Below are 19648 nucleotides of genomic sequence, written 5' to 3' on the forward strand. Positions count from 1 at the left end.
AGCTGCCTGTCCCCCACCCCGCCCCTGCCCGGCGTACCGAATCTGCGGCTCCGCCGCGTGGGGGTTTGCGACCCCGGCCGCCGCTCCCGGGGCTCCGCACATCCAGCCCGTCCGGCGTTTGAGGGCACGGGCGCGCAGCGCACGTACGGGGTCTGGGGCGGAACCCCGGGACTTCAGCCCGTCCGGCGATTGAGGACCGGGTCCGGGCAGAGCCCGGTTTCGGGAAGGGGCGGGGTGGGGGAAAGCCCCGCACAGCGGCAACCGGCGAGGCCGGCGGCGCGGGCAGGGCCGGCCGGGCGGGGGGCCGCGGCCACAACTTCCGAGGCCGGCGGCCGGGTACGGGCCGGATCACGCCTGGTGCCGGATTCGCGCCGGTGCATAGACTCCCGTCACCCCTCCCCCGGCCGAAGGACCCCCCGGTGAACCAGACGTACGCGCTGACCGCGGTCGCCGTCGTCGTCCTCGCCACCGTCCTCGTCGGCGCGCTCGGACTGCGCATATCCCGGACCACCTCCGACTTCTACGTCGCCTCCCGCACGGTGGGGCCCCGCCTCAACGCGGCCGCCATCAGCGGCGAGTACCTCTCCGCCGCGTCCTTCCTCGGAGTCGCCGGGCTGGTGCTGCTCCAGGGGCCCGAGATGCTCTGGTACCCGGTCGGCTACACCGCCGGGTACCTCGTGCTGCTGGTGCTCGTCGCGGCCCCGCTGCGCCGCTCGGGGGCGTACACGCTGCCCGACTTCGCCGAGGCCCGCCTGGAGTCCCAGGCGGTGCGCCGGATCGCGGTGCTGTTCGTGGTCGGGGTCGGCTGGCTGTACCTGCTGCCGCAGCTGCAGGGCGCGGGGCTGACCCTGGAGATCCTGACCGGGGCCCCGCACTGGGTAGGCGGGGTGGTCGTCGCGTCGGTGGTGGGCGCGGCCGTGGCCGCCGGCGGGATGCGCAGCATCACCTTCGTGCAGGCCTTCCAGTACTGGCTCAAGCTCACCGCCCTCCTCGTCCCCGCCTTCTTCCTCCTCGCCGCCTGGGCCGGGGACGGCGCCCCGCGGGCCGCCTTCGACGCCCCGGCCGTCTTCCGCGAGCACACGGCCGTCACGCTCGCCGAGGACGTCCGGATGTCGGTGGACGCGCCGCTGGCGCTGACGGTAACCGGGCAGGTGGACGGGCGGACGTACGAGGCGGTCCCGCTGACCCTCGCGGCCGGGCAGCACTCCGTACGGGCCCGCGCGCGCCTGGAGTTCACCCCGGGCTCCGTGGTGCCCGACACCCGGGCTGAGGCCGGCCTCAGCGCGTCCAGCTGGTCGGAGCCGCTGTCCGGGGACCGGCCCGAGTACCGGCTGTACGCGACGTACGGGCTGATCCTGGCCACCTTCCTCGGCACGATGGGCCTGCCGCACGTCGCGGTGCGCTTCTACACCAGTCCCAACGGGCGGGCCGCACGGCGCACCACGCTGGTCGTGCTCGGGCTGGTCGGGGTCTTCTACCTGCTGCCTCCGGTGTATGGGGTGCTGGGCCGGATCTACGCGCCCGAGCTGGCGCTGACCGGCGACGCGGACGCCGCGGTGCTGGTGCTGCCCGAGCGGATGCTGGGCGGGCTGCTCGGGGAGCTGCTGGGGGCGCTGCTGGCCGGGGGTGCCTTCGCGGCGTTCCTGTCGACGGCTTCGGGGCTCACGATGGCGGTGGCCGGGGTGCTGCACCAGGACCTGTTGCCGGCGCGCGGGGTGCGGAGCTTCCGTTTCGCGGTGCTCGTGGCGGTGCTCGTGCCGCTGGCCGGGAGCGTGGCGGCGCGGGACGTGCCGGTGGCGGACGCGGTGGGGCTGGCGTTCGCGGTGTCGGCGTCGTCGTTCTGCCCGCTGCTGGTGCTGGGCATCTGGTGGCGCGGGCTGACCCCGCCGGGTGCGGTGGCCGGGCTGGTGACGGGCGGCGGGGCGGCGCTGAGCGCGGTGCTGGCGACGCGGACCGGACTGGCCCCGGCGGGCTGGGTACACACGCTGCTGGCGTGGCCGGCGGCCTGGTCGGTGCCGCTCGGGTTCTTGACGATGGTGCTGGTGTCGCTGGGCACCCGGTCGCGGATCCCGGCCGGGACGGCGGCCACCCTGGCCCGGCTGCACCTGCCGGAGAACGTGGCCGGGGACCGGGCGGGGGCCGGCCGGTGACCGGGCCGGTGGTGGCGGCGCTGGCGGCGGCGGGCGCGGCCCTGCTGCTGGGGACCGGCTGGGCGGCGGGCCGGTGGCAGGCCCGGCGCGGCGAGCGGGCGGCCGGGCTGGATCTGGGGACCCCGGTGGAGCGGGCGACGTTCCACACCCTGCACACGGCGTCGCTGGCCGCTCCCCCGCTGCGCGCGGGGCTGACGGAGGACGCGGCGCGCAAGGCCGCCCGGCGGCTGCGCTCGCTGCTGGGCACGGAGGCGCTGTGCCTGACCGACCGGGAGTCGGTGCTGGCCTGGGACGGCCCGGGCGCCGATCACCACGAGCGGCGGGCGATGGCCCGGGTGGCGGTGATGCTGGACTCGGGGCGCAGCCAGAGCGTGCGGACCGAGTGCCAGCGGCCGGACTGTCCGCTGAAGTGGGCGGTGGTGGCTCCGCTCACCGGTGAGGACGGGATGCTGGGCGCGCTGGTGGCGTACGGGTCGCGGGAGTCGGCGGTGCTGGTGCGGGCCGCGACGGAGGTCGCGCGGTGGGTGTCCGTACAGCTGGAGCTGTCCGAGCTGGACCGCTCGCGGACCCGGCTGATGGAGGCGGAGATCAAGGCGCTGCGGGCGCAGATCTCCCCGCATTTCATCTTCAACTCGCTCGCCGCGATCGCCTCGTTCGTGCGGACGGACCCGGAGCGGGCCCGCGACCTGCTGCTGGAGTTCGCGGACTTCACCCGGTACTCCTTCCGGCGGCACGGTGAATTCACCACGCTGGCGGAGGAATTGCGTTCCATCGAGCAGTATCTGGCGCTGGCGGGCGCCCGGTTCGGGGACCGGCTGAAGGTGACCTTGCAGGTAGCGCCGGAGGTACTGCCGGTGGCGCTGCCGTTCCTGTGCCTCCAGCCGCTGGTGGAGAACGCCGTCAAGCACGGCCTGGAGGACTCCACCGAGGAGTGCCGGATCACCATCACCGCGCGGGACGCCGGCTCGGAGGCGGTCATCACCGTCGAGGACAACGGCATCGGGATGGATCCGGCCCTGCTGCGCCGGATCCTGGCCGGGGAGGGCGGCGGTTCCTCCTCCGGCATCGGGCTGCCCAATGTCGACGAGCGGATCCGGCAGGTGTACGGGGACGCGTACGGGCCGGTGATGGAGACGGGGGTCGGCGCGGGCATGAAGGTGACCGTGCGGATCCCGAAATACCGTGCCGGTGTGCACAGTTCACCGCCGGGCCGGCAGCCGCCCCGGTACTGACCGGCCCGGGGCGTGGCATCCTGACGACGGGCGCGATGTGACCGGAAGGAACGCCGGCGTGCGGGTCGGGCGGGAGCGCCCTCACCCGGCGCCAACCGGTCAACCGGCCAGCCGAACGGTCCACCGGCCCACCGCCCCCTGGTGCTCCGCCCCACACCCCGCGCCTCAAACACCGGCGAGGCTGGATACCCCCCGTCCGCCCGGCACGGCTGGGCAGTCCGCCTCAAACGCCGGCGCGGCTGAAAATGGCTGACACCGTCGGCCCAGCGGGCTGCATGTGCCTGGCGCGAATGGATTCGCGGGGCATATCCAGCCCCGTCGGCGTTTGAGGCCCGGGGTACGGGGCGGAGCCCCGGGCAACTCAGCCCCGCCGGCGTTTGAGGCCCGGGGTACGGGGCGGAGCCCCGGGCTTTGAGCCGCGCGAGGCCGATCGGCCGCACCACACTTCGGCCCCGCCGGCGATTGAGGCGGGGGCGGCTGGGGCGGAGCCCCGGACAACTCAGCCCCGCCGGCGTTTGAGGCGCGGGGTACGGGGCGGAGCCCCGGGGGTGGGGTGTGCCGGGACAGCCGGTCGGGAATGGCCGTGGCCCCGGCGTCCGGGAGGGGACGGCGGGGCCACGGGAAGCGGGGGACTAGCTCCAGCTGGCGTGCAGCGGCTTGCCCTCGGCATAGCCCGCCGCCGACTGGACCCCGACGACCGCCTTCTCCTCGAACTCCGCGAGGGACCCCGCACCCGCGTAGGTGCAAGAGGACCGGACACCCGCGATGATCGAGTCGATCAGGTCCTCGACGCCCGGACGCGTCGGGTCCAGGAACATGCGCGAAGTGGAGATGCCCTCCTCGAAGAGCCCCTTGCGGGCCCTGTCGTACGCCGACTCCTCGGACGTCCGGTTCTGCACCGCCCGCGCCGACGCCATGCCGAAGGACTCCTTGTACAGGTGCCCCTCGGCGGACTGCTGGAGGTCGCCCGGGGACTCGTACGTCCCCGCGAACCAGGAGCCGATCATCACGTTCGACGCACCGGCGGCCAGCGCCATCGCCACGTCGCGCGGGTGACGGACACCGCCGTCTGCCCACACGTGCTTGCCGTACTTCTTCGCCTCCGCCGCGCACTCCAGCACCGCGGAGAACTGCGGGCGGCCCACGCCGGTCATCATGCGGGTGGTGCACATGGCGCCGGGGCCCACACCGACCTTGATGATGTCCGCGCCGGCCTCGATCAGATCGCGCACGCCCTCGGCGGCGACGATGTTGCCCGCCACGATCGGGACCTGCGGGTCCAGCGCGCGGACGGCCTTGATCGCGTTGATCATCGACTCCTGGTGGCCGTGCGCCGTGTCGATGACGAGCGTGTCCACGCCCGCGTCGAGCAGCTGCTTGGCCTTCTGCACGAAGTCGCCGTTGATGCCGACGGCGGCCGCGATGCGCAGCTTGCCGTTGGCGTCGGTGGCCGGGGTGTACAGGGTCGCGCGCAGCGCGCCCTTGCGGGTCAGGATGCCGACGAGCTTGCCGTCCTTGTCGACGGCCGGGGCCAGCTTGCGGTGGCCGGCGTCGAGGGTGTTGAAGGCCTCGCGCGGGTCGATGTCGGCGTCGATGAGCAGCAGCTCCTTCGACATGACCTCGGAGAGCTGGGTGAAGCGGTCCACGCCGGTCAGGTCGTGGTCGGTGACGACGCCGACCGGCCTGTTGTCGGCGTCGACGACGACGCCGGCGCCGTGGGCGCGCTTGGGCAGCAGGGACAGCGCGTCGGCGACGGTCTGGGTGGGCGCCAGCGTGATCGGGGTGTCGAGCACGAGGTGGCGGGTCTTCACCCAGGAGATGACGTCGGTGACGATCTCGATCGGGATGTCCTGGGGGATGACGACGATGCCGCCGCGGCGGGCGACGGTCTCGGCCATCCGGCGGCCCGCGATGGCGGTCATGTTCGCCACGACCAGCGGAATGGTGGTGCCGGTGCCGTCGGGCGCGGAGAGGTCGACACCCTGGCGGGAACCCACCGCGGAGCGGCTCGGCACCATGAACACATCGTCGTACGTGAGGTCGTACGGCGGCTTCAGATCATTGAGGAAACGCACGTGCTGAACATCCCAGTCGATCGGAGGGGCCGGCCCTGCCCGTCAGGGCAAGCCGAGGAAACGCACGTACTTCATTCTCCCACGTCCCGGCGTTTACCACGCCCGGGCTGATCGTCCAGGACATACCGGGCCTTGTGGTCGGTTCCTACGGGACTTCGGTGCCCGTGCGGCGTACGGGGCCCCGGCAGCCCGTGAGCGGGAGCACTGATCCGCCGTACCGGACCGCCGTGAACTCGGCGGCGATGGCCAGTGCGGTTTCCTCGGGGGTTGTGCCGCCGAGGTCGAGGCCGAGGGGTGAGCGCAGCCGGTCCAGCGCGGCCTGCGGGACGCCTTCCTCCCGTAGCCGCCGGGCCCGCTCGGCGTGGGTGCGGCGCGATCCCATGGCTCCGGCGTAGGCGAGCGGCAGCCGCAGGGCGAGTTCCAGCAGCGGTACGTCGAATTTGGCGTCGTGGGTCAGGACGCAGACCGCCGTACGGGTGTCCAGCCGGCCGGCGTCCCATTGCGCGGCCAGGTGGCGGTGCGGCCAGTCGACGATCACCTCGTGGGCGTCGGGGAAGCGGGCGGGGGTCGCGAAGACGGGCCGGGCGTCGCACACGGTGACCCGGTGGCCCAGGAAGGCGCCGATCCGGGTGAGGGCGGCGGCGAAGTCGATGGCTCCGTAGACGATCAGCCGGGCCGGCTCGGCGGCCGACTCGACGAGCAGGGTCAGCGGCTCCCCGCACAGTCCGCCCGCGGCGGCGAGCTCGGCGGTGCCGGTGCGGCCGGCCAGCAGCAGGGTGCGGACCCGCGCGGCGGCGGCCCGGTCGAGGGCGGCCCCGCCGCCGAGGCCGCCTTCGCAGGTGCCGTCGGCGTGGACGGCGAGCGCCCGGCCGAGCTGCGGCGGCGGGCCGGAGACCACCCGGGCCAGCGCGGCCCGTGTCCCGTCGGCGGCGGCGTCGAGCACGGAGCTGATGACGGGCCGCACGGGGTCGTGTCCGCGTACCGGAGTGACCAGGACGTCGAGGACTCCCCCGCAGGTCAGCCCCACGGCGAAGGCGTCGTCGCTGTAGCCGAAGCGGTGTACGCCGCCCGTGCCGGACTCGATCGCGTCGAGGCAGAGCTCGTGTACGGCGGACTCCACGCAGCCCCCGGAGAGGGAGCCGAGCGCGGTGCCCCGGTCGTCGACGGCGAGGGAGGCGCCGGGGCCGCGCGGGGCGCTGCCGCTGACGGCGACGATGGTGGCCAGGGCGAAGTCCCGTTGCGCGGCGCACCACGCGCGTAGCCCGTCGGTGATGTCGAGCATCAGCGGATGTACTCGCGGAGGGCGGCCTGTCCGGGGACGAGGGGCCGGGGCGGCAGCGCGGCCGGGGGTCGGGCGGCGGGGAGCCGGACCGTGGTGGGCGAGGCGGCGGCCGCCGGTCTGCCGGGGGTGGCCGGCCGGGTGGCGGCGGAGCGGGTGGGGCCGGCGTATGCCTCGGGTGCCCCGCCGCGCGCGCCGAGGAGTTTCGCGGCGTGGGCGACGCTCGCGAGGGTGGCGTGGTGGTGCCAGCCGCGGAAGGAGCGGCCCTCGAAGTCGCGGATGCCGACGGGTTCGCAGGTCTCGGTGAAGTCGAGGGAGACGCGGTCGGTGAGCTTGGCGAGCAGGAAGAGCTGGGCGAGCGGCCGGTCGCCGATGTTGGTGACCCAGAACTCGGAGGGCAGCAGGGCGGCTTCGGTCCAGGCGCCGACGAGCAGCAGCGGGGTGGACGGCACGGGCAGGGGCCGGTCCTCGCAGGGGGTGGCGAGGATGGAGGCCGCGGTCAGCAGGGTCACCGCGCCCTCGGCGCGGCCGTGGCGGGTCCATTCGACGACGCGGCGCTGGGAGCGCAGGGAGTCGATGAGTTCGCGGGCGGGTGCGGTGTGCGGCCCGGGTTTGTGCCGGCCGGCGCCGCCGAAGGAGACGGGCAGCGAGCCGTCGACCTTGAACACGAAGGGGATGTCCTGGGCGGCGAAGGATTCGATGCTCTGCGGCAGATCGCAGTTGGCGACCTCCATCACCACCGGGCGGCGCTGGAGTTGCCAGGTGGCGGCCATCCGCTGGACGGCCTGTACGGCGTCCTGGGCGGGGGTGAGCGAGCGGGCGGTGTCGGGGATGCCGGCGCGGCGGCGGCGCAGGAGTTCGCCGGTCCAGGGCCCGGGGAGGGTGAGGGTCCATTCGACCGGGAAGCTCGCTTCGCTGGAGGCGAGCCAGATGCCGCCGGCCTGCTGGCAGTTGGCGGTGCGGCCGAGCTGGGGGACGAACTGCCGGCCGACGCCGACCGAGCGGTCGCCGGCCTTCTCTATGACCATGGGCTGGAGCACCCAGGCCAGCGGGCGCTGAGCGGTGCGTTCGAGGTGCTGGGCGAGGGAGCGGCGGACCGGGGTCCAGTCCCAGGGGGACTTGCTGATGAACTGCTGGAGGCTCTGCTCGACTGAACTGGCCCCTGTTCCGGCGATGTTACGGATTGTTTTCTTCCCGGTGGTCCGCACGAGGCCGTTCAGATAAACGCGGGCCCAGTTTCGCTGGTCCCGCCGGGGTAAAGACTCGAAAAGAAGAGAGATCAGGACGTCGATCAATTCGGAGATTTCCTTTGTGGAATCCTCCGGCAGGACTACGCGAGCCATCTTCGGCCTCCCCCGCGACCAGCTAGATCCGATACCCTACTTGACCGCAGAGAACGGCCGTAGACCCCGGCGGCCACTTCCTGAGGTCGCCGGCAGATTCGAGCCGCTCTTCCTCTACCACGAGGGGGATGGGGATCTGGTTCGCCGCATAGTAGAGCGCGATCAGGAAGTGGGCGACAAGGGTGAGCGGCGCGGAGTAGAAGGCCAGGACGACAGTGCAGGGGTAGGCGATGGCGCCGAGGCCGAAACGCACCCGGGTGGCCCTGGCCCCCTCTTTGTCCACCTGTTCGTGGAAGAGGTGTCCGACGCGGGTGACGTACCACCAGAAGGCCAGGAACGCCAAGGCGTAGGCCACGGTCACGCCGCTGTAGAGGACCGCGGCGGCGTGGGCGGAGCCGCCCTCCTCCATGAGGTGTTCGGCGAGGACGTTGGTGGTGTACAAACGACCCCGCGAAGATCCTCACGCTGGCCGACGGCACGGAGATCTCCGCGGAGACGGTCCTGCTGGCCACCGGGGTCTCGTACAACCGCCTCGAAGCCCCCGGCGCGGACCGCTTCGAGGGGGCGGGCCTCTACTACGGCGCGGCGACCACGGAGAGCTCGGCCTGCATCTCGCAGCACGTGTTCATCGTCGGCGGCGCCAACTCGGCCGGCCAGGCGGCGGTCCACTTCGCCAAGTACGCGGCCCGCGTGACGGTCCTGGTCCGCGCGGCCTCCCTCGACGCGAGCATGTCCCGCTACCTGATCGACGAGATCGACCGCACCCCGAACATCGAGGTGATTGTCCGTACGACGGTGGTCCGCCTCGACGGCGACGAGCATCTGGAACGGCTGGTCCTGCACGACGCGGACACCGGCGAGGACACGGAGGTCCCGGCCCGCTTCCTGTTCACCTTCATCGGCGCCCGCCCGCACACCGACTGGCTGTCGGGCGTCGTCGAGCGCGACGAGTACGGCTTCGTCCTCACCAGCTCGGACCTGATCGCGAACGGCGGCGAACTGCCGGCCGAGTGGAGCCTGGAACGCGCGCCGTACCCCCTGGAGACGAGCGTCCCGGGCGTCTTCGCGGCGGGCGACGTCCGCGCCCACTCCGTGAAGCGGGTCGCCTCGGGCGTCGGCGAGGGCGCGATGGCGGTCTCCCTCATCCACCGCTACCGCTCGATGGGCTGAGAGCGAACACCGAAGCTCTTGTGATCAAGCCCCCAGCGGACGCAACGTTGATTACATGATTACAGCCGAACAGAGCGAACAGCTCCGTGTCTGGTTCGCCGAGCGCCTGCCGGTGGACATCTACGCATCCCTCGTCTCGGTCACGGTCGACCGCGAGGAGATCACGGTCGTCGGCACCATCCCGGCGACCGAGTCGGCCAAGGAGTTCCGCGAACGCACCCGCGAGCAGCGCATCGAGGTGGCCCGCGAGGCCGAGGAGCTCTACCGCCGCAAGGTCGCCTGGGGCGTACGGACGGGTGAGGAGACGGTCCTCTTCACCCACCTCGCCGTCCCGGTGATGACCCGCCTGCGCCAGTCCGAACGCCAGGTCCTCGACACCCTGGTCGCCGGCGGCGTCGCCCGCAGCCGGGCCGACGCCCTCGCCTGGTGCGTGCGCCTCGTCGGGCGCAACACCGACGCGTGGCTGACGGAGCTGCGCGACTCCCTGGACAAGGTCCACCAGGTCCGCGCACAGGGCCCGGACGCACCGGACTCCATGAAGTCCGGGCCCGAATGAGTAAAAAGCCCCACCCCGGCACATGATCGCGTAAGGCTGGCCACGACCACCACCCAGGGAGGGCACGCACCATGACCACCACCGTCGAATACATCCGCTACCGGATCGCATTGGACGACCAGCCGGCCTTCGAGGACGCGTACGCCCGGGCCGCCGAGGCCCTGGCCGCTTCGCCCGAGTGCATCGACTACGAGCTGGCGCGCTGCGAGGAGGAGAAGGAGCGCTACATCCTCCGCATCCGCTGGACCTCGGTCGACGCCCACCTCAGCGGCTTCCGCAAGGGGGAGCACTTCCCCGCGTTCTTCAGCGCGATCCGTCCGTACGTGACGGCCATCGAGGAGATGCAGCACTACGTCGTGACCGGCATCGTGGGAACGGGAAAGGCCTCCGCATAACCATGAGCACCACACCCACCGTCTACGAGTGGATGGGCGGCGCGGAGGCGATGAACCGCCTCACCGACGCCTTCTACGCCCACGCCCTGCGGGACGAGATCCTGGCCCCGGTCTTCGCCGGCATGGGCTCGCAGCACCCGCAGCACGTCGCGGTCTGGCTGTCGGAGGTCTTCGGCGGCCCGTCGGACTACACCGCCCACCACGACGGCCACCAGCACATGGCCACCAAACACCTGGGCCGCGGCATCACCGAGAAACAGCGCCGCCGCTGGGTGGACCTCCTGATGGACACGGCCGACGAGGTCGGCCTCCCGACGGACCCCGAATTCCGCGCGGTGTTCGCCTACTACATCGAGTGGGGCACCCGCATGGCCCTGGTCTACTCGGGCCCCAACCCACCCCCGGTCAACGCAGCCGACATCCCAGTCTGGTCCTGGAACCAAACCCCACCCTGGATCCCCAAAACCCCACGACCTAATGCCCCGGCCCGGCCAACGGTCGAGGCGCGGCCAAACCCAGCCCGGGCACGCCTGAGGCGCGGCCAAACCCAGCCCGAGCACGCCTGAGGCGCAGCCACACCCAGCCTCGTCGGCGCTTGAGGCGCGGGGTCTGGGGCGGAGCCCCAGGGGTCGGCTCCGCCGTCGCTAGAGCCGCGGGCCCCGGCCCGACGCGGCGCCGGCAGGGCCGTCCGCCAGCAACACCGTCAACGCCGGCCCCCCACTCCGCTCCCGCCAGAAGTCCACGGCCTGCTCCAGGATCTCCCGCAGGACCTCCCAGTCAGTCGGCCGCACAGCGGCAAACCCCCGCCACGACGTCACCGCCACAAGCCGCCCCGCGGCATCCGGCAGCCACGACAAGTCGATCAGGCAGTCCGCCAGCGCATCCCAGTTCCCCCCGAACCACTCCGGCAGGAGCAACGCATCCCCGCAGCGCCGCATCAGCTCGGCCTTGCTCCGTACGCCGTCCAAGTCCAGCCGGACGGTCGTCCAGCCCGCCTCCTCGGCGGCTGCGAGCGCCGGGGCGAGCGGCTGCGGGTCCAGGGTGGTCATCGGAGAACCGCCTTGAAGGTGTCGTAGTGGTCGTCCGTGTAGTAGAACTCCCCACCCTCGCCCGTCACGATCCGCCGGGCCCCGCGATCCCGCTCCCCCGGCGTCCTCACGGTGAACTCGTGGTAGTAGCCACGCCTCTGCTTCGGCAGCGCCTTCTCGAAGTTCCCGAAGACGGTCCCGTCCTGCCGGTACGGATACGGCCCGCCCTTGTCGATGAGCGCGAGCACGTCCCGGGCCTGCTGCGGCAGCGCGTCCGCCCGTACGGTCGCCATCCCCTTCGCCCATCCGGGCGCGGCGGTGCCACCGGTACTACCCCCGGGGGCACTGGCACTGGCACTGGCGGCGGCAGGCGCGGGTTTCTGCCCACCGCAGCCCACCGCACCGACCAGCGCGGCGCAGAGGAACAGAGCCCCCAGCAAACGCGGCAACGATCGGGGCACGTTCCGAAAGATCATGCACCGATCGTGCCAAATATCCGATTCGCTCGCGAATCGCCCGATGACCTCAGAGCTTGGCCAACTTGGTGTAGGGACTCAGGACGCGTTTCTGGACCGACCCGAAGTCGACGAGAACAGCGATCCCCTCCTCGATTCCGACGACACGGCCGAGGCCGTGCTCATCGTGACTGACCCGGTCGCCGACGCTGAACTGCCGGATGGGCTGTTCAGCGGGGGCCTTGAACGGGCTGGACGGCAAATGGCGGCGAGGTACTGCTGACTTTGTCATTGGAACCAGTATGCGCCCCGCAGGCCGCCTCGCGGTCCGCCGTTCGGATCTCAATTACGGCACCATCCGCACAAGCCGCCGGGCCGCGGGGGCCACGGCCGCGGCCACAGCGCCTACAGATCGTCGGGGTCGGCCCGCTCCAGCGCCGGCCGCAGCCCCGGCGCCGACTCGGTGAGCAGGTAGTCCGCGACCGCCGTGTCCGTGACGAGGCTGGTCACCAGCCCCGACCGCAGCACCGCTCCGATCGCGGAGGCCTTGCGCAGCCCGCCCGCGATCGCCACGACCTCGGGGATCCGCCGCAGCCGGTCCGCCTCTACGGTGATGCACCGCTCGCCGAGGTCCCGGCCGACCCGCCGCCCCTCGGAATCGAACAAGTGGGCGGACATCTCGGCCGCCACACCGAGGGAGGCGTAGTGGGCCCGCTCCTCGTCGCTCAGCATGTCGTGGACCGTCGAGATGCCCGGTTCCCACGACCCGATGGAGACGGCCGCGACCGTCACCTTGTCGAAGTACTCGAAGGCCCGTGCGATCCCGGTCTGGTTCCGCAGCGCGGCCGCCGTCGCCGGATCGGGCAGCAGCATCGGCGCGTAGATCGGGTGCGCGTCGCCCCCCGAGACCTGGGCGGCCCTGCGCACGGCCTCGACCGAACCCCGCTCGGCGGTGCCCGCGTCGTAGACACCGGTCAGCTGCACCACGGTGCACGGCGGCAGCCGGTGCAGGGAGGCGGCCATGTGGATCGTCGAGCGCCCCCACGCGAGGCCCAGTACGTCGCCCTCGTTGACCAGCTCGCCCAGCAGATCGGCGGCGACCGCGCCCAGGTTCTCCGGATCGGGCGCGTCCTCGGTGGCGTCGGCGGGCGACTCCACCACGACGGCATGCCGGAGCCCGTAGCGGGCCCGGAGCGCGTCCGACCGCTCCGCGTCCAGTTCGGCCGGTACGCGGATCTCGATCCGTACGAGGTCGCGTTCCAGCGCGGTCTCCAGGACCCGGGCCACCTTGAAGCGGCTCACGCCGAACTCCTCGGCGATCTGGATCTTGGACTTCCCCTCGAGGTAGAAGCGGCGCGCCATGGCCGCCGCCTGCACCAGCTCCGCGGGTCCCATCCGCAGGGCTGACCGTCCCGCCGACATTGCAGACACCGCGTTCTCCTCACTGCTGTTCACACTCTCGTGTTCACACTCTCGACTCGTCGTTCATCCTGTCAGATCCAACGGCTGTTGATCAGCCTGGACGGCTTCCGTTCACCGAGCTGTTCACCAAGCCTTGGCTCAGTGGTCGCAAGCCCACGGCGCCACGGAGATCGCCGCGTCCGCCTGCTCACGCAGCGTGCGCACGGCAGCGGCCGGCTCGACCGCGCCGTAGACCGCGCTGCCCGCCACGAAGACGTCCGCGCCGGCCTCGGCACAGCGTTCGATGGTCGACGCCGAGACCCCGCCGTCCACCTGGAGCCACAGCTCCAGTCCGTGCTTGGTGATCAGCTCCCGCGTACGGCGGATCTTGGGCAGCATGATGTCGAGGAAGGCCTGTCCGCCGAAGCCCGGCTCGACCGTCATGATCAGCAGCATGTCGAGCTCGGGGAGGATGTCCTCGTACTGCTCGATCGGGGTCGCGGGCTTGAGCGCCATGGACGCCCGCGCCCCCTTGGCCCGGATCTCGCGCGCCAGCCGCACCGGGGCGGCCGCCGCCTCGGCGTGGAAGGTGACCGATCCCGCACCGGCCTCCACGTACTGGGGGGCCCAGCGGTCCGGGTTCTCGATCATCAGGTGGAGATCGAGCGGGATGTCCGTGGCCCTGCTCAGGGACTCCACGATCGGCATGCCGAGGGTGAGGTTCGGGACGAAGTGGTTGTCCATGACGTCGACATGCAGCCAGTCGGCTCCCTCGACGGCCTTCGCCTCCTCGGCGAGGCGGGCGAAGTCGGCGGACAGGATGCTGGGATAAATCTGAGCGGCCATGCCCCCAGCCTGCCATGCCCCCGCTCGGTTCCGGCCACGACCCCGGAAGTCACCCGCCGCGCAGCACCGCCCGAATGATCATGCAGGACCTTTCACTTGTCCTCCGGGTTCTCCTTCGGCGCGGGTTCCGGCCCGGCGGCGCGGTACCAGGGCGCGCGCCGGCGCCCACAGCAGCGTGGCGTTGACCAGGGCGACGAGGAGGACCGCACCGTAGAAGCCGGAGCCCGTCCACGTGTCGGGCGGCTCGCTCGCGGGCGGTTCCAGGCTCCAGTCGGCCGGCGGCTCGACGGGTGCGCGCGGACCGGACAAGAGGGGCTGCCAGTGCCAGGATGCTGAAGGGTGCGGTGGCGAGCAGCGGCCAGATGCCGGCGAACCCCGCGTCCCCGGTGCGGCTGAGCACCTCCACCCAGATCTGCAGTGCGAGCACCACGGCCAAGTAGCCTCCCGGCGCCCACGGTTCGAGCTTCGACCGGCGTTTCCTCACTGGCTCTCCCGTTCGTTCGGCAGCCAGTATGGGGAGGGCCGGGGCCTCTCACCTGAGTACGGCTGCTCAGTCCCGGATGGGGAGTCACCATGCGGCGTCCCCGCCCGCGGGCCCTGTCCGCAAAGGCCCCGCCCCCTTGCCTTCCCATCCCCTAGGGTCGCCGGAGGACATGGCGACGTGGGCGGGAGGACGAGCGTGCGGTACCGCGAGTTGGGACGCAGTGGGCTGTCGGTGTCGGAGATCGGGTACGGGGCCTGGGGCATCGGGGCGTCCGGGTGGGTGGGCGCCACCGAGGACGAGTCCCTGCGTGCCCTGCACCGCTCCATCGACCTGGGCGTGAACCTCATCGACACCGCTCGCGGCTACGGGGACAGCGAGCGCATCGTGGGCCGGGTGGTACGCGAGCGGGCCGGCGATCAGGTGTACGTGGCGACCAAGGTGCCGCCCAAGAACCGCGTGTGGCCCGCCCCCGGCGGCCTCGACCCCTCGGAGGCGTTTCCGGGCGCGCACATCCGCGAAAGCCTGGAGGCCAGCCTGCGGGCAAGCGGCCTGGATCGTTTCGATGTCCTGCAGTTCCACGTCTGGAGCGACGAGTGGGTCGGCCGCGGCGACTGGCTGGAGACCGTTGCGGAGCTGAAGCGGCAGGGGAAGATCCGGCTGTTCGGCGTTTCCGTCAACGACCACCAGCCGGAGAACGCCCTCGCCCTGGTGCGCAGCGGTGTGGTGGACACCGTGCAGGTGATCTACAACATCTTCGACCAGGCCCCGGCCGACACCCTGTTCCCCGCCTGCGAGGAGGAAGGGGTCGGCGTGATCGTCCGCGTGGCCCTCGACGAGGGCGGCCTGACGGGGCGTGTCACGGCCGGGACCACCTTCCCCGAGGGGGACTTCCGCAGCCGCTACTTCCGCGGCGACCGTCCCGCGCAGGTCGAGCGGCGCGTCGACGCGATCACCGCCGGCCTGGGCATCTCCACCGGCGAGATGGCGGAGACGGCGCTGCGCTACGTACTCAGCGCACCGGCCGTCTCCACTGTCATCCCCGGCATGCGCACCGTGCGGAACGTGGAGCGCAACACCGCCGTGAGCGACGGGCGTCCCCTGACCGCCGATCAGCTCGCCGTGCTCGCCAAGCACCGTTGGGAGCGCAACTTCTACTCCTGACCCCTACGCCATCCGCCGCAGCAGGGCCAGGTACATCGCATCCGTGCCGTGCAGGTGCGGCCACAGCTGGACGTCCGGGCCGTCACCCAGGCCCGGGACGCCCGCCATGTACGGGCGGGCGTCGATCAGCTCGGCGGCGATCGGGGAGTTGCCCGCGCCGCGGCCCTTCAGGACGTCTTCGACGACGACCCGGGTCTCCGCCAGGTGCGGGGAGCACGTCGCGTAACCCACGACGCCGCCCACGCGTACCGCTGCCAGCGCCTCGCGCAGCAAGCCGCGCTGGAGCGGGGCGAAGCCCTCCAGGTCTTCGGGGCGGCGGCGCCAGCGGGCCTCCGGGCGGCGGCGCAGGGCGCCGAGGCCGGTGCACGGCACGTCCATCAGGACGCGGTCGAAGGAGCCCGGCCGCCACGGCGGCCGGGTGCCGTCGGCCGTGATGACCTGGTACGGGCCGGGGTTGCCGGCCAGGGCCCGCTCCACGAGGCGCGCCCGGTGCGGCTGCTTCTCGGAGGCCAGCAGGAACGCCCCGCGCTGCGCGGCGAGCGCGCCGAGCAGCGCCGCCTTGCCGCCGGGGCCCGCGCAGCCGTCCAGCCAGCGCTCGTCGCGGCCCTCGACGGGCGCGGCCGCGAGGGCCATCGCCACCAGCTGGCTGCCCTCGTCCTGGACGCCCGCGCGCCCGTCGCGCACGGCCTCCAGCGCGCCCGGCTCGCCGCCCTCCGCCATCCGGACGGCGTAGGGGGACCAGCGGCCCGGCAGCGCCGAGTCCTCGCCGACCGCCTCCAGCAGCTCCTCCGTGGTGGACCGCCCCGGCCGTGCGACCAGGGTGACCTCGGGCCGTTCGTTGTCGGCCTCCAGCAGGTCCTCGATCCCGGCGCGCCCGCCGCCGAGGGAGTCCCACAGGGCGCTGACGACCCAGCGGGGGTGCGAGTGGTAGACGGCGAGGTGTTCCTCGGCGTCCTCCTCGTACGGCGGCGCGACCCGCTCCAGCCAGCCCTCCAGGTCGTGCGCCGCGATCTTCCTGAGCACGGCGTTCACGAACTTCGCGCGGCCGTCGCCGAGCACCACCCGGGCCAGTTCCACGCTCGCGGAGACCGCCGCGTGGGTCGGGATGCGGGTGCCGAGCAGCTGGTGGGCGCCGAGCGAGAGCACGTCGAGCACCGGCGGGTCCACCTCGCGCAGCGGCCGGTCGATGCACGCCTTGATGACCGCGTCGTACGTGCCCTGCCGGCGCAGCGTCCCGTAGACCAGCTCGGTGGCCAGCGCCGCGTCGCGCGCCTGGAAGCTCTCGTTCTGGCGGGCCTTGCGCAGCAGCGGGGGCAGCACGAGGTTCGCGTACGCGTCGCGCTCGCCCACCGCCCGCAGCACCTCGAAGGCCAGCATCCGGACGGGGTCCTTCTGGGGCCTGCGGTGCGGCTTGGCCGGCCGGGTCTGCTTGCCACCCGCGCCTGCGGCGGGACGGCGGGGCTGTTCGCTCACTGAAAGGTGCTCCGGATGTACGAGTGCTGCGGGAGTGACGCGCTACTGCGGGCGCCGGCGGTCATGCCTGCCGGCTCGACTACACGGATCAGCCTACGTCCGCCCCGCCGAGCCGCTCGCCGGGGGCGATCCGCACCCCGCGCGCCCAGTCGGCGCCGCGCATCGGCTTCTTGCCCTGCGGCTGAACCCAGAGCAGCTCCACGGCGTGCGAGCCGGTGCCGACGTAGACGTTGTTCTTGGCCGGGGCCAGCTCGCCGGGGGTCAGGTCGGTGCGGTCGGGCACCAGGCCGACCGAGATCAGCTTGAGCCGCTCGCCGCGGAAGACGGTCCAGGCGCCGGGGGCCGGGGTGCAGCCGCGTACGACGCGGTCGGCGCGCATCGCGGGGGCTTTCCAGTCGATCCGGGCGTCCTCCACGGTGATCTTGGGCGCGAGGGAGATCCCGTCGGCGGGCTGCTCGACCGAGCGCAGGGTGCCGTCCTCGATGCCGTCCATGGTGGCGGCGAGCAGGCCGGCGCCGGCGAAGGCGAGACGGGTGAGGAGGTCGCCGCTGGTGTCGGTGGGCCGGATCTCCTCGGTGAGGATGCCGTAGACCGGGCCGGAGTCCAGGCCCTCCTCGATCTGGAAGGTGGAGGCGCCGGTGACCTGGTCCCCCGCCATGATCGAGTGCTGGACGGGCGCGGCGCCGCGCCAGGCCGGCAGCAGCGAGAAGTGCAGGTTCACCCACCCGTGCCTGGGGATCTCGATGGCGCTCTTGGGGATCAGCGCGCCGTACGCGACGACCGGGCAGCAGTCGGGGTCGATCTCACGGAGCCGGGCCTGGAACTCCGGGTCGCGCGGCCGGGTGGGCTTCAGGACCTCGATCCCGGCCTCCTCGGCGCGCTCGGCGACCGGGCTGGCGACCAGGCGGCGGCCGCGGCCGGCGGGGGCGTCCGGGCGGGTGACGACTGCGGCGACCTCGTGCCGCCGGGACGCGATGAGAGCGTCCAGGGCCGGCACGGCGACCTCAGGAGTGCCTGCGAAGACCAGCTTCACTGGGGTCATACCTCATTTCTGGAGCTTCTCTGTAGGCGGCCACGAGGGCTGCCGGCAGCGCACCAGTCTGTGACTCCACCCCCCGCTCGCGCGGCGAGCTTCCAACCCGAAGGCTGCGGTCCAGCCGAACCGACCCCTTACAGGGCGTGTCGAAACTACCACAGGCCGAGCTGCCCCCTTGAGGAGAGCGACAGGGGGCGTACACACACACGCGCGCCCCTCGCATATGCCGACACGCCCCCATACCGTGACCTGGGCGCCAGGTGGCGCGTTGGTCAAGAGAGATTGACCAAAACGGGCCGCGTCGTGAACGGTTTCAGCGGCCCGATCCGCCCTTCAGCACCGGTTCGAGAGGCTTCTTCATGGCCGACCACGCCACCCACGACGCCCAAGCCCGGGCCAGCCTGCACCTCTTGGTGCGGGACATCGAGCGGGTTCGCCGGCAGGTGGATGCCCTGCGTACGCTCACCGCCCAGCTCGGCAATGTGTACCGCCCCCGCCGCTCGGGCCCCTCCACGGGCTTCGTCGTCTACGGCCGGGCGCCCGCGCCCACCGTCCGCCTCGCGCAGGAGCTGCGGGACAGCGTCGAGACGCTGGTGACCGCCGCGGTGGACTTCGACCGCTCGCTCGGCTTCTCGTGGGACGCGGTCGGTTCGGCGCTCGGTGTCACCAAGCAGGCCGTGCACCGGCGGTACGGTGCGCGGCGGGCGCAGGCGGCGGAGTCCGCCGAGCCGCCGGTCGAGGGGACGACGACGCGGACGCTGGGGCCGCTGCCGTCGATCCCGGCGGCGCGCTCGGGGCCGCCGCAGCCGTTGCACGAGGGTGCCCAGGTTGTGGCGGGTGCGTCCCGGCCGCCCGCCTTCCCCGGTCCCCGGAGCGGCTGACCCTGCGGTCGCGCCGCCGGGACGCCGACCCCCGACGGCAGGCCCGGACCGCCGCGCCTCCCCCGCCCCCGCTGCGAGCCCCGCTCCCACCGGGGGCGTTCGGCGTCCCGACCACCCGGCCGACCGGGTGCGGGCGCCGCTGCGCGGGGCTTTCCTCCACCCCGCCCCTTCCCGAAACCGGGCTCTGCCCGGACCCGGTCCTCAAACGCCGGACGGGCTGGAAGCCCCTGGGGCTCCGCCCCAGACCCCGCGCCTCAAACGCCGGCGAGGCTGGATATGGCCGCCCTACCCCAGAGGTGCACGCAGCGCCACTCGCCCCGCCGGCGCACTCCAGCCCCGCCGGTGCACTCCAGCCCCGCCGGTGCACTCCGGCCTCGCCGGCGATTGAGGCGCGGGGTTCGGGGCGGAGCCCCCGTTGGGTCCGGGGCGGAGCCCCGGGTGCGGGGGGGTGCCCCTATGTCTTTCGTCAACCCCGCGCCGCCTGTTCTGGGCTGGTTCGTCCGTGGCGGGTTCATGCGGCGAGTTCGACGTTCTTGGGTTCGCGGGGTTCGTAGAGGGTGCCGTTGCGGAGCATGGCGTGGATGACGTTGATGCGCTGGCGGGCGAGGCGGAGGAGGGCCTGGGTGTGGGTTTTGCCGGTGGCCCGCTGCTTGTCGTAGTAGGCGCGGGAGGCGTCATCGTGC

20 protein-coding genes and 2 pseudogenes are annotated in these 19648 nt (G+C 72.7%); 8 read left to right on the plus strand and 14 right to left on the minus strand.

Annotated features, from left to right (window positions below; all coding sequences use genetic code 11):
• Positions 1-419 precede the first annotated feature (419 nt).
• Together J7E94_RS31960 and J7E94_RS31965 are read left to right on the plus strand one after the other, a co-directional pair.
• On the plus strand, positions 420-2150 hold the full coding sequence (locus J7E94_RS31960; protein ID WP_215020322.1) for a cation acetate symporter: 1731 nt from the start codon (positions 420-422) through the stop codon (positions 2148-2150).
• Positions 2147-3382 carry a sensor histidine kinase gene (locus tag J7E94_RS31965; RefSeq protein WP_215020323.1) on the plus strand — a complete coding sequence of 412 codons (1236 nt, stop codon included), beginning with the start codon at positions 2147-2149 and terminating at the stop codon, positions 3380-3382. Before J7E94_RS31960 ends, J7E94_RS31965 begins: the two co-directional genes overlap by 4 nt.
• A 632-nt stretch (positions 3383-4014) precedes the next feature.
• On the opposite strand, the gene J7E94_RS31970 is transcribed toward J7E94_RS31965, so the two are convergent.
• The 4 genes from J7E94_RS31970 to J7E94_RS31985 all read right to left on the minus strand — a co-directional run bounded on the left by J7E94_RS31970 (position 4015) and on the right by J7E94_RS31985 (position 8521).
• Positions 4015-5457 (minus strand): GuaB1 family IMP dehydrogenase-related protein, encoded by a 1443-nt coding sequence (locus J7E94_RS31970; RefSeq protein ID WP_215020324.1) that lies wholly within the window; start codon positions 5455-5457, stop codon positions 4015-4017.
• 145 nt (positions 5458-5602) lie between these two features.
• A complete protein-coding gene (locus J7E94_RS31975; RefSeq protein ID WP_215020325.1) occupies positions 5603-6739 on the minus strand; it encodes an XdhC family protein in 1137 nt (378 codons plus the stop codon).
• Positions 6739-8079 carry a transposase gene (locus tag J7E94_RS31980; RefSeq protein ID WP_215020326.1) on the minus strand — a complete coding sequence of 447 codons (1341 nt, stop codon included), beginning with the start codon at positions 8077-8079 and terminating at the stop codon, positions 6739-6741. The genes J7E94_RS31975 and J7E94_RS31980 overlap by 1 nt, the downstream gene beginning before the upstream one ends.
• 22 nt (positions 8080-8101) lie before the next feature.
• Positions 8102-8521: a hypothetical protein gene (locus J7E94_RS31985; protein WP_215020327.1), complete on the minus strand. Its 420-nt coding sequence runs from the start codon at positions 8519-8521 to the stop codon at positions 8102-8104.
• A gap of 23 nt (positions 8522-8544) precedes the next feature.
• Between J7E94_RS31985 and J7E94_RS31990 the strand changes: the two genes are divergently transcribed.
• From J7E94_RS31990 to J7E94_RS32005, 4 genes are all read left to right on the plus strand, one after another.
• Entirely contained in the window at positions 8545-9249 is a 705-nt protein-coding gene (locus J7E94_RS31990) for an NAD(P)/FAD-dependent oxidoreductase (RefSeq protein WP_285440849.1), read from the plus strand.
• Positions 9250-9304: 55 nt separating this feature from the next.
• Positions 9305-9805 (plus strand): hypothetical protein, encoded by a 501-nt coding sequence (locus tag J7E94_RS31995; protein WP_215020328.1) that lies wholly within the window; start codon positions 9305-9307, stop codon positions 9803-9805.
• 71 nt (positions 9806-9876) lie between these two features.
• The gene (locus J7E94_RS32000) at positions 9877-10200 is read left to right on the plus strand and encodes a putative quinol monooxygenase (RefSeq protein WP_215020329.1); all 324 of its coding nucleotides are present in this window, start codon (positions 9877-9879) and stop codon (positions 10198-10200) included.
• Between the two features lie 2 nt (positions 10201-10202).
• Complete coding sequence (locus tag J7E94_RS32005; RefSeq protein WP_251057538.1) at positions 10203-10766, plus strand: group II truncated hemoglobin; 564 nt, start codon at positions 10203-10205, stop codon at positions 10764-10766.
• A gap of 78 nt (positions 10767-10844) precedes the next feature.
• Here J7E94_RS32005 and J7E94_RS32010 read toward each other — a convergent pair whose 3' ends face one another.
• The 7 genes and pseudogenes from J7E94_RS32010 to J7E94_RS36105 all read right to left on the minus strand — a co-directional run.
• Positions 10845-11249 carry a barstar family protein gene (locus J7E94_RS32010; protein WP_215020330.1) on the minus strand — a complete coding sequence of 135 codons (405 nt, stop codon included), beginning with the start codon at positions 11247-11249 and terminating at the stop codon, positions 10845-10847.
• Positions 11246-11704, minus strand: coding sequence for a ribonuclease domain-containing protein (locus J7E94_RS32015; RefSeq protein ID WP_215020331.1), 459 nt, complete (start codon positions 11702-11704; stop codon positions 11246-11248). Before J7E94_RS32015 ends, J7E94_RS32010 begins: the two co-directional genes overlap by 4 nt.
• Before the next feature lie 49 nt (positions 11705-11753).
• Positions 11754-11975: a CarD family transcriptional regulator gene (locus J7E94_RS35160; RefSeq protein ID WP_251057539.1), complete on the minus strand. Its 222-nt coding sequence runs from the start codon at positions 11973-11975 to the stop codon at positions 11754-11756.
• A gap of 113 nt (positions 11976-12088) precedes the next feature.
• Entirely contained in the window at positions 12089-13138 is a 1050-nt protein-coding gene (locus J7E94_RS32025) for a sugar-binding transcriptional regulator (protein ID WP_215020333.1), read from the minus strand.
• 105 nt (positions 13139-13243) lie between these two features.
• A complete protein-coding gene (gene rpe / locus J7E94_RS32030; RefSeq protein ID WP_215020334.1) occupies positions 13244-13930 on the minus strand; it encodes a ribulose-phosphate 3-epimerase in 687 nt (228 codons plus the stop codon).
• A 78-nt stretch (positions 13931-14008) separates the two neighbouring features.
• Complete coding sequence (locus J7E94_RS32035; RefSeq protein WP_215020335.1) at positions 14009-14239, minus strand: hypothetical protein; 231 nt, start codon at positions 14237-14239, stop codon at positions 14009-14011.
• A 52-nt stretch (positions 14240-14291) separates the two neighbouring features.
• Positions 14292-14414, minus strand: a pseudogene (locus J7E94_RS36105) (hypothetical protein); the annotation flags it as partial.
• Between the two features lie 195 nt (positions 14415-14609).
• On the opposite strand from J7E94_RS36105, the gene J7E94_RS32040 reads away from it, so the two are divergent.
• Positions 14610-15575, plus strand: coding sequence for an aldo/keto reductase (locus J7E94_RS32040; RefSeq protein ID WP_215020336.1), 966 nt, complete (start codon positions 14610-14612; stop codon positions 15573-15575).
• 3 nt (positions 15576-15578) lie between these two features.
• On the opposite strand, the gene J7E94_RS32045 is transcribed toward J7E94_RS32040, so the two are convergent.
• Both J7E94_RS32045 and fmt read right to left on the minus strand, forming a co-directional pair.
• Positions 15579-17048, minus strand: a complete 1470-nt coding sequence (locus J7E94_RS32045; protein WP_215020337.1) for an RsmB/NOP family class I SAM-dependent RNA methyltransferase — start codon at positions 17046-17048, stop codon at positions 15579-15581.
• An 88-nt stretch (positions 17049-17136) separates the two neighbouring features.
• Positions 17137-18081 (minus strand): methionyl-tRNA formyltransferase, encoded by a 945-nt coding sequence (gene fmt / locus J7E94_RS32050; protein ID WP_215020340.1) that lies wholly within the window; start codon positions 18079-18081, stop codon positions 17137-17139.
• 362 nt (positions 18082-18443) lie between these two features.
• Here fmt and J7E94_RS32055 point away from each other — a divergent pair, with 362 nt between their 5' ends.
• A complete protein-coding gene (locus tag J7E94_RS32055; protein WP_215020338.1) occupies positions 18444-18965 on the plus strand; it encodes a hypothetical protein in 522 nt (173 codons plus the stop codon).
• A 511-nt stretch (positions 18966-19476) separates the two neighbouring features.
• Here J7E94_RS32055 and J7E94_RS32060 read toward each other — a convergent pair.
• Positions 19477-19648 (minus strand): annotated as a pseudogene (locus J7E94_RS32060) (IS110 family transposase); the annotation flags it as partial.

This window comes from Streptomyces sp. ISL-94, assembly GCF_018614075.1.
Classification (GTDB): Bacteria; Actinomycetota; Actinomycetes; order Streptomycetales; family Streptomycetaceae; genus Streptomyces.

Coding starts and splice junctions, on each gene's coding strand:
- J7E94_RS32015 (WP_215020331.1), bottom strand. CDS start 11,704: ATGATCTTTCGGAACGTGCCCCGATCGTTGCCGCGTTTGCTGGGGGCT.
- J7E94_RS31980 (WP_215020326.1), bottom strand. CDS start 8,079: ATGGCTCGCGTAGTCCTGCCGGAGGATTCCACAAAGGAAATCTCCGAA.
- J7E94_RS35160 (WP_251057539.1), bottom strand. CDS start 11,975: ATGACAAAGTCAGCAGTACCTCGCCGCCATTTGCCGTCCAGCCCGTTC.
- J7E94_RS32010 (WP_215020330.1), bottom strand. CDS start 11,249: ATGACCACCCTGGACCCGCAGCCGCTCGCCCCGGCGCTCGCAGCCGCC.
- J7E94_RS31995 (WP_215020328.1), top strand. CDS start 9,305: ATGATTACAGCCGAACAGAGCGAACAGCTCCGTGTCTGGTTCGCCGAG.
- rpe (WP_215020334.1), bottom strand. CDS start 13,930: ATGGCCGCTCAGATTTATCCCAGCATCCTGTCCGCCGACTTCGCCCGC.
- J7E94_RS32055 (WP_215020338.1), top strand. CDS start 18,444: ATGGCCGACCACGCCACCCACGACGCCCAAGCCCGGGCCAGCCTGCAC.
- J7E94_RS31975 (WP_215020325.1), bottom strand. CDS start 6,739: ATGCTCGACATCACCGACGGGCTACGCGCGTGGTGCGCCGCGCAACGG.
- J7E94_RS32000 (WP_215020329.1), top strand. CDS start 9,877: ATGACCACCACCGTCGAATACATCCGCTACCGGATCGCATTGGACGAC.
- J7E94_RS32005 (WP_251057538.1), top strand. CDS start 10,203: ATGAGCACCACACCCACCGTCTACGAGTGGATGGGCGGCGCGGAGGCG.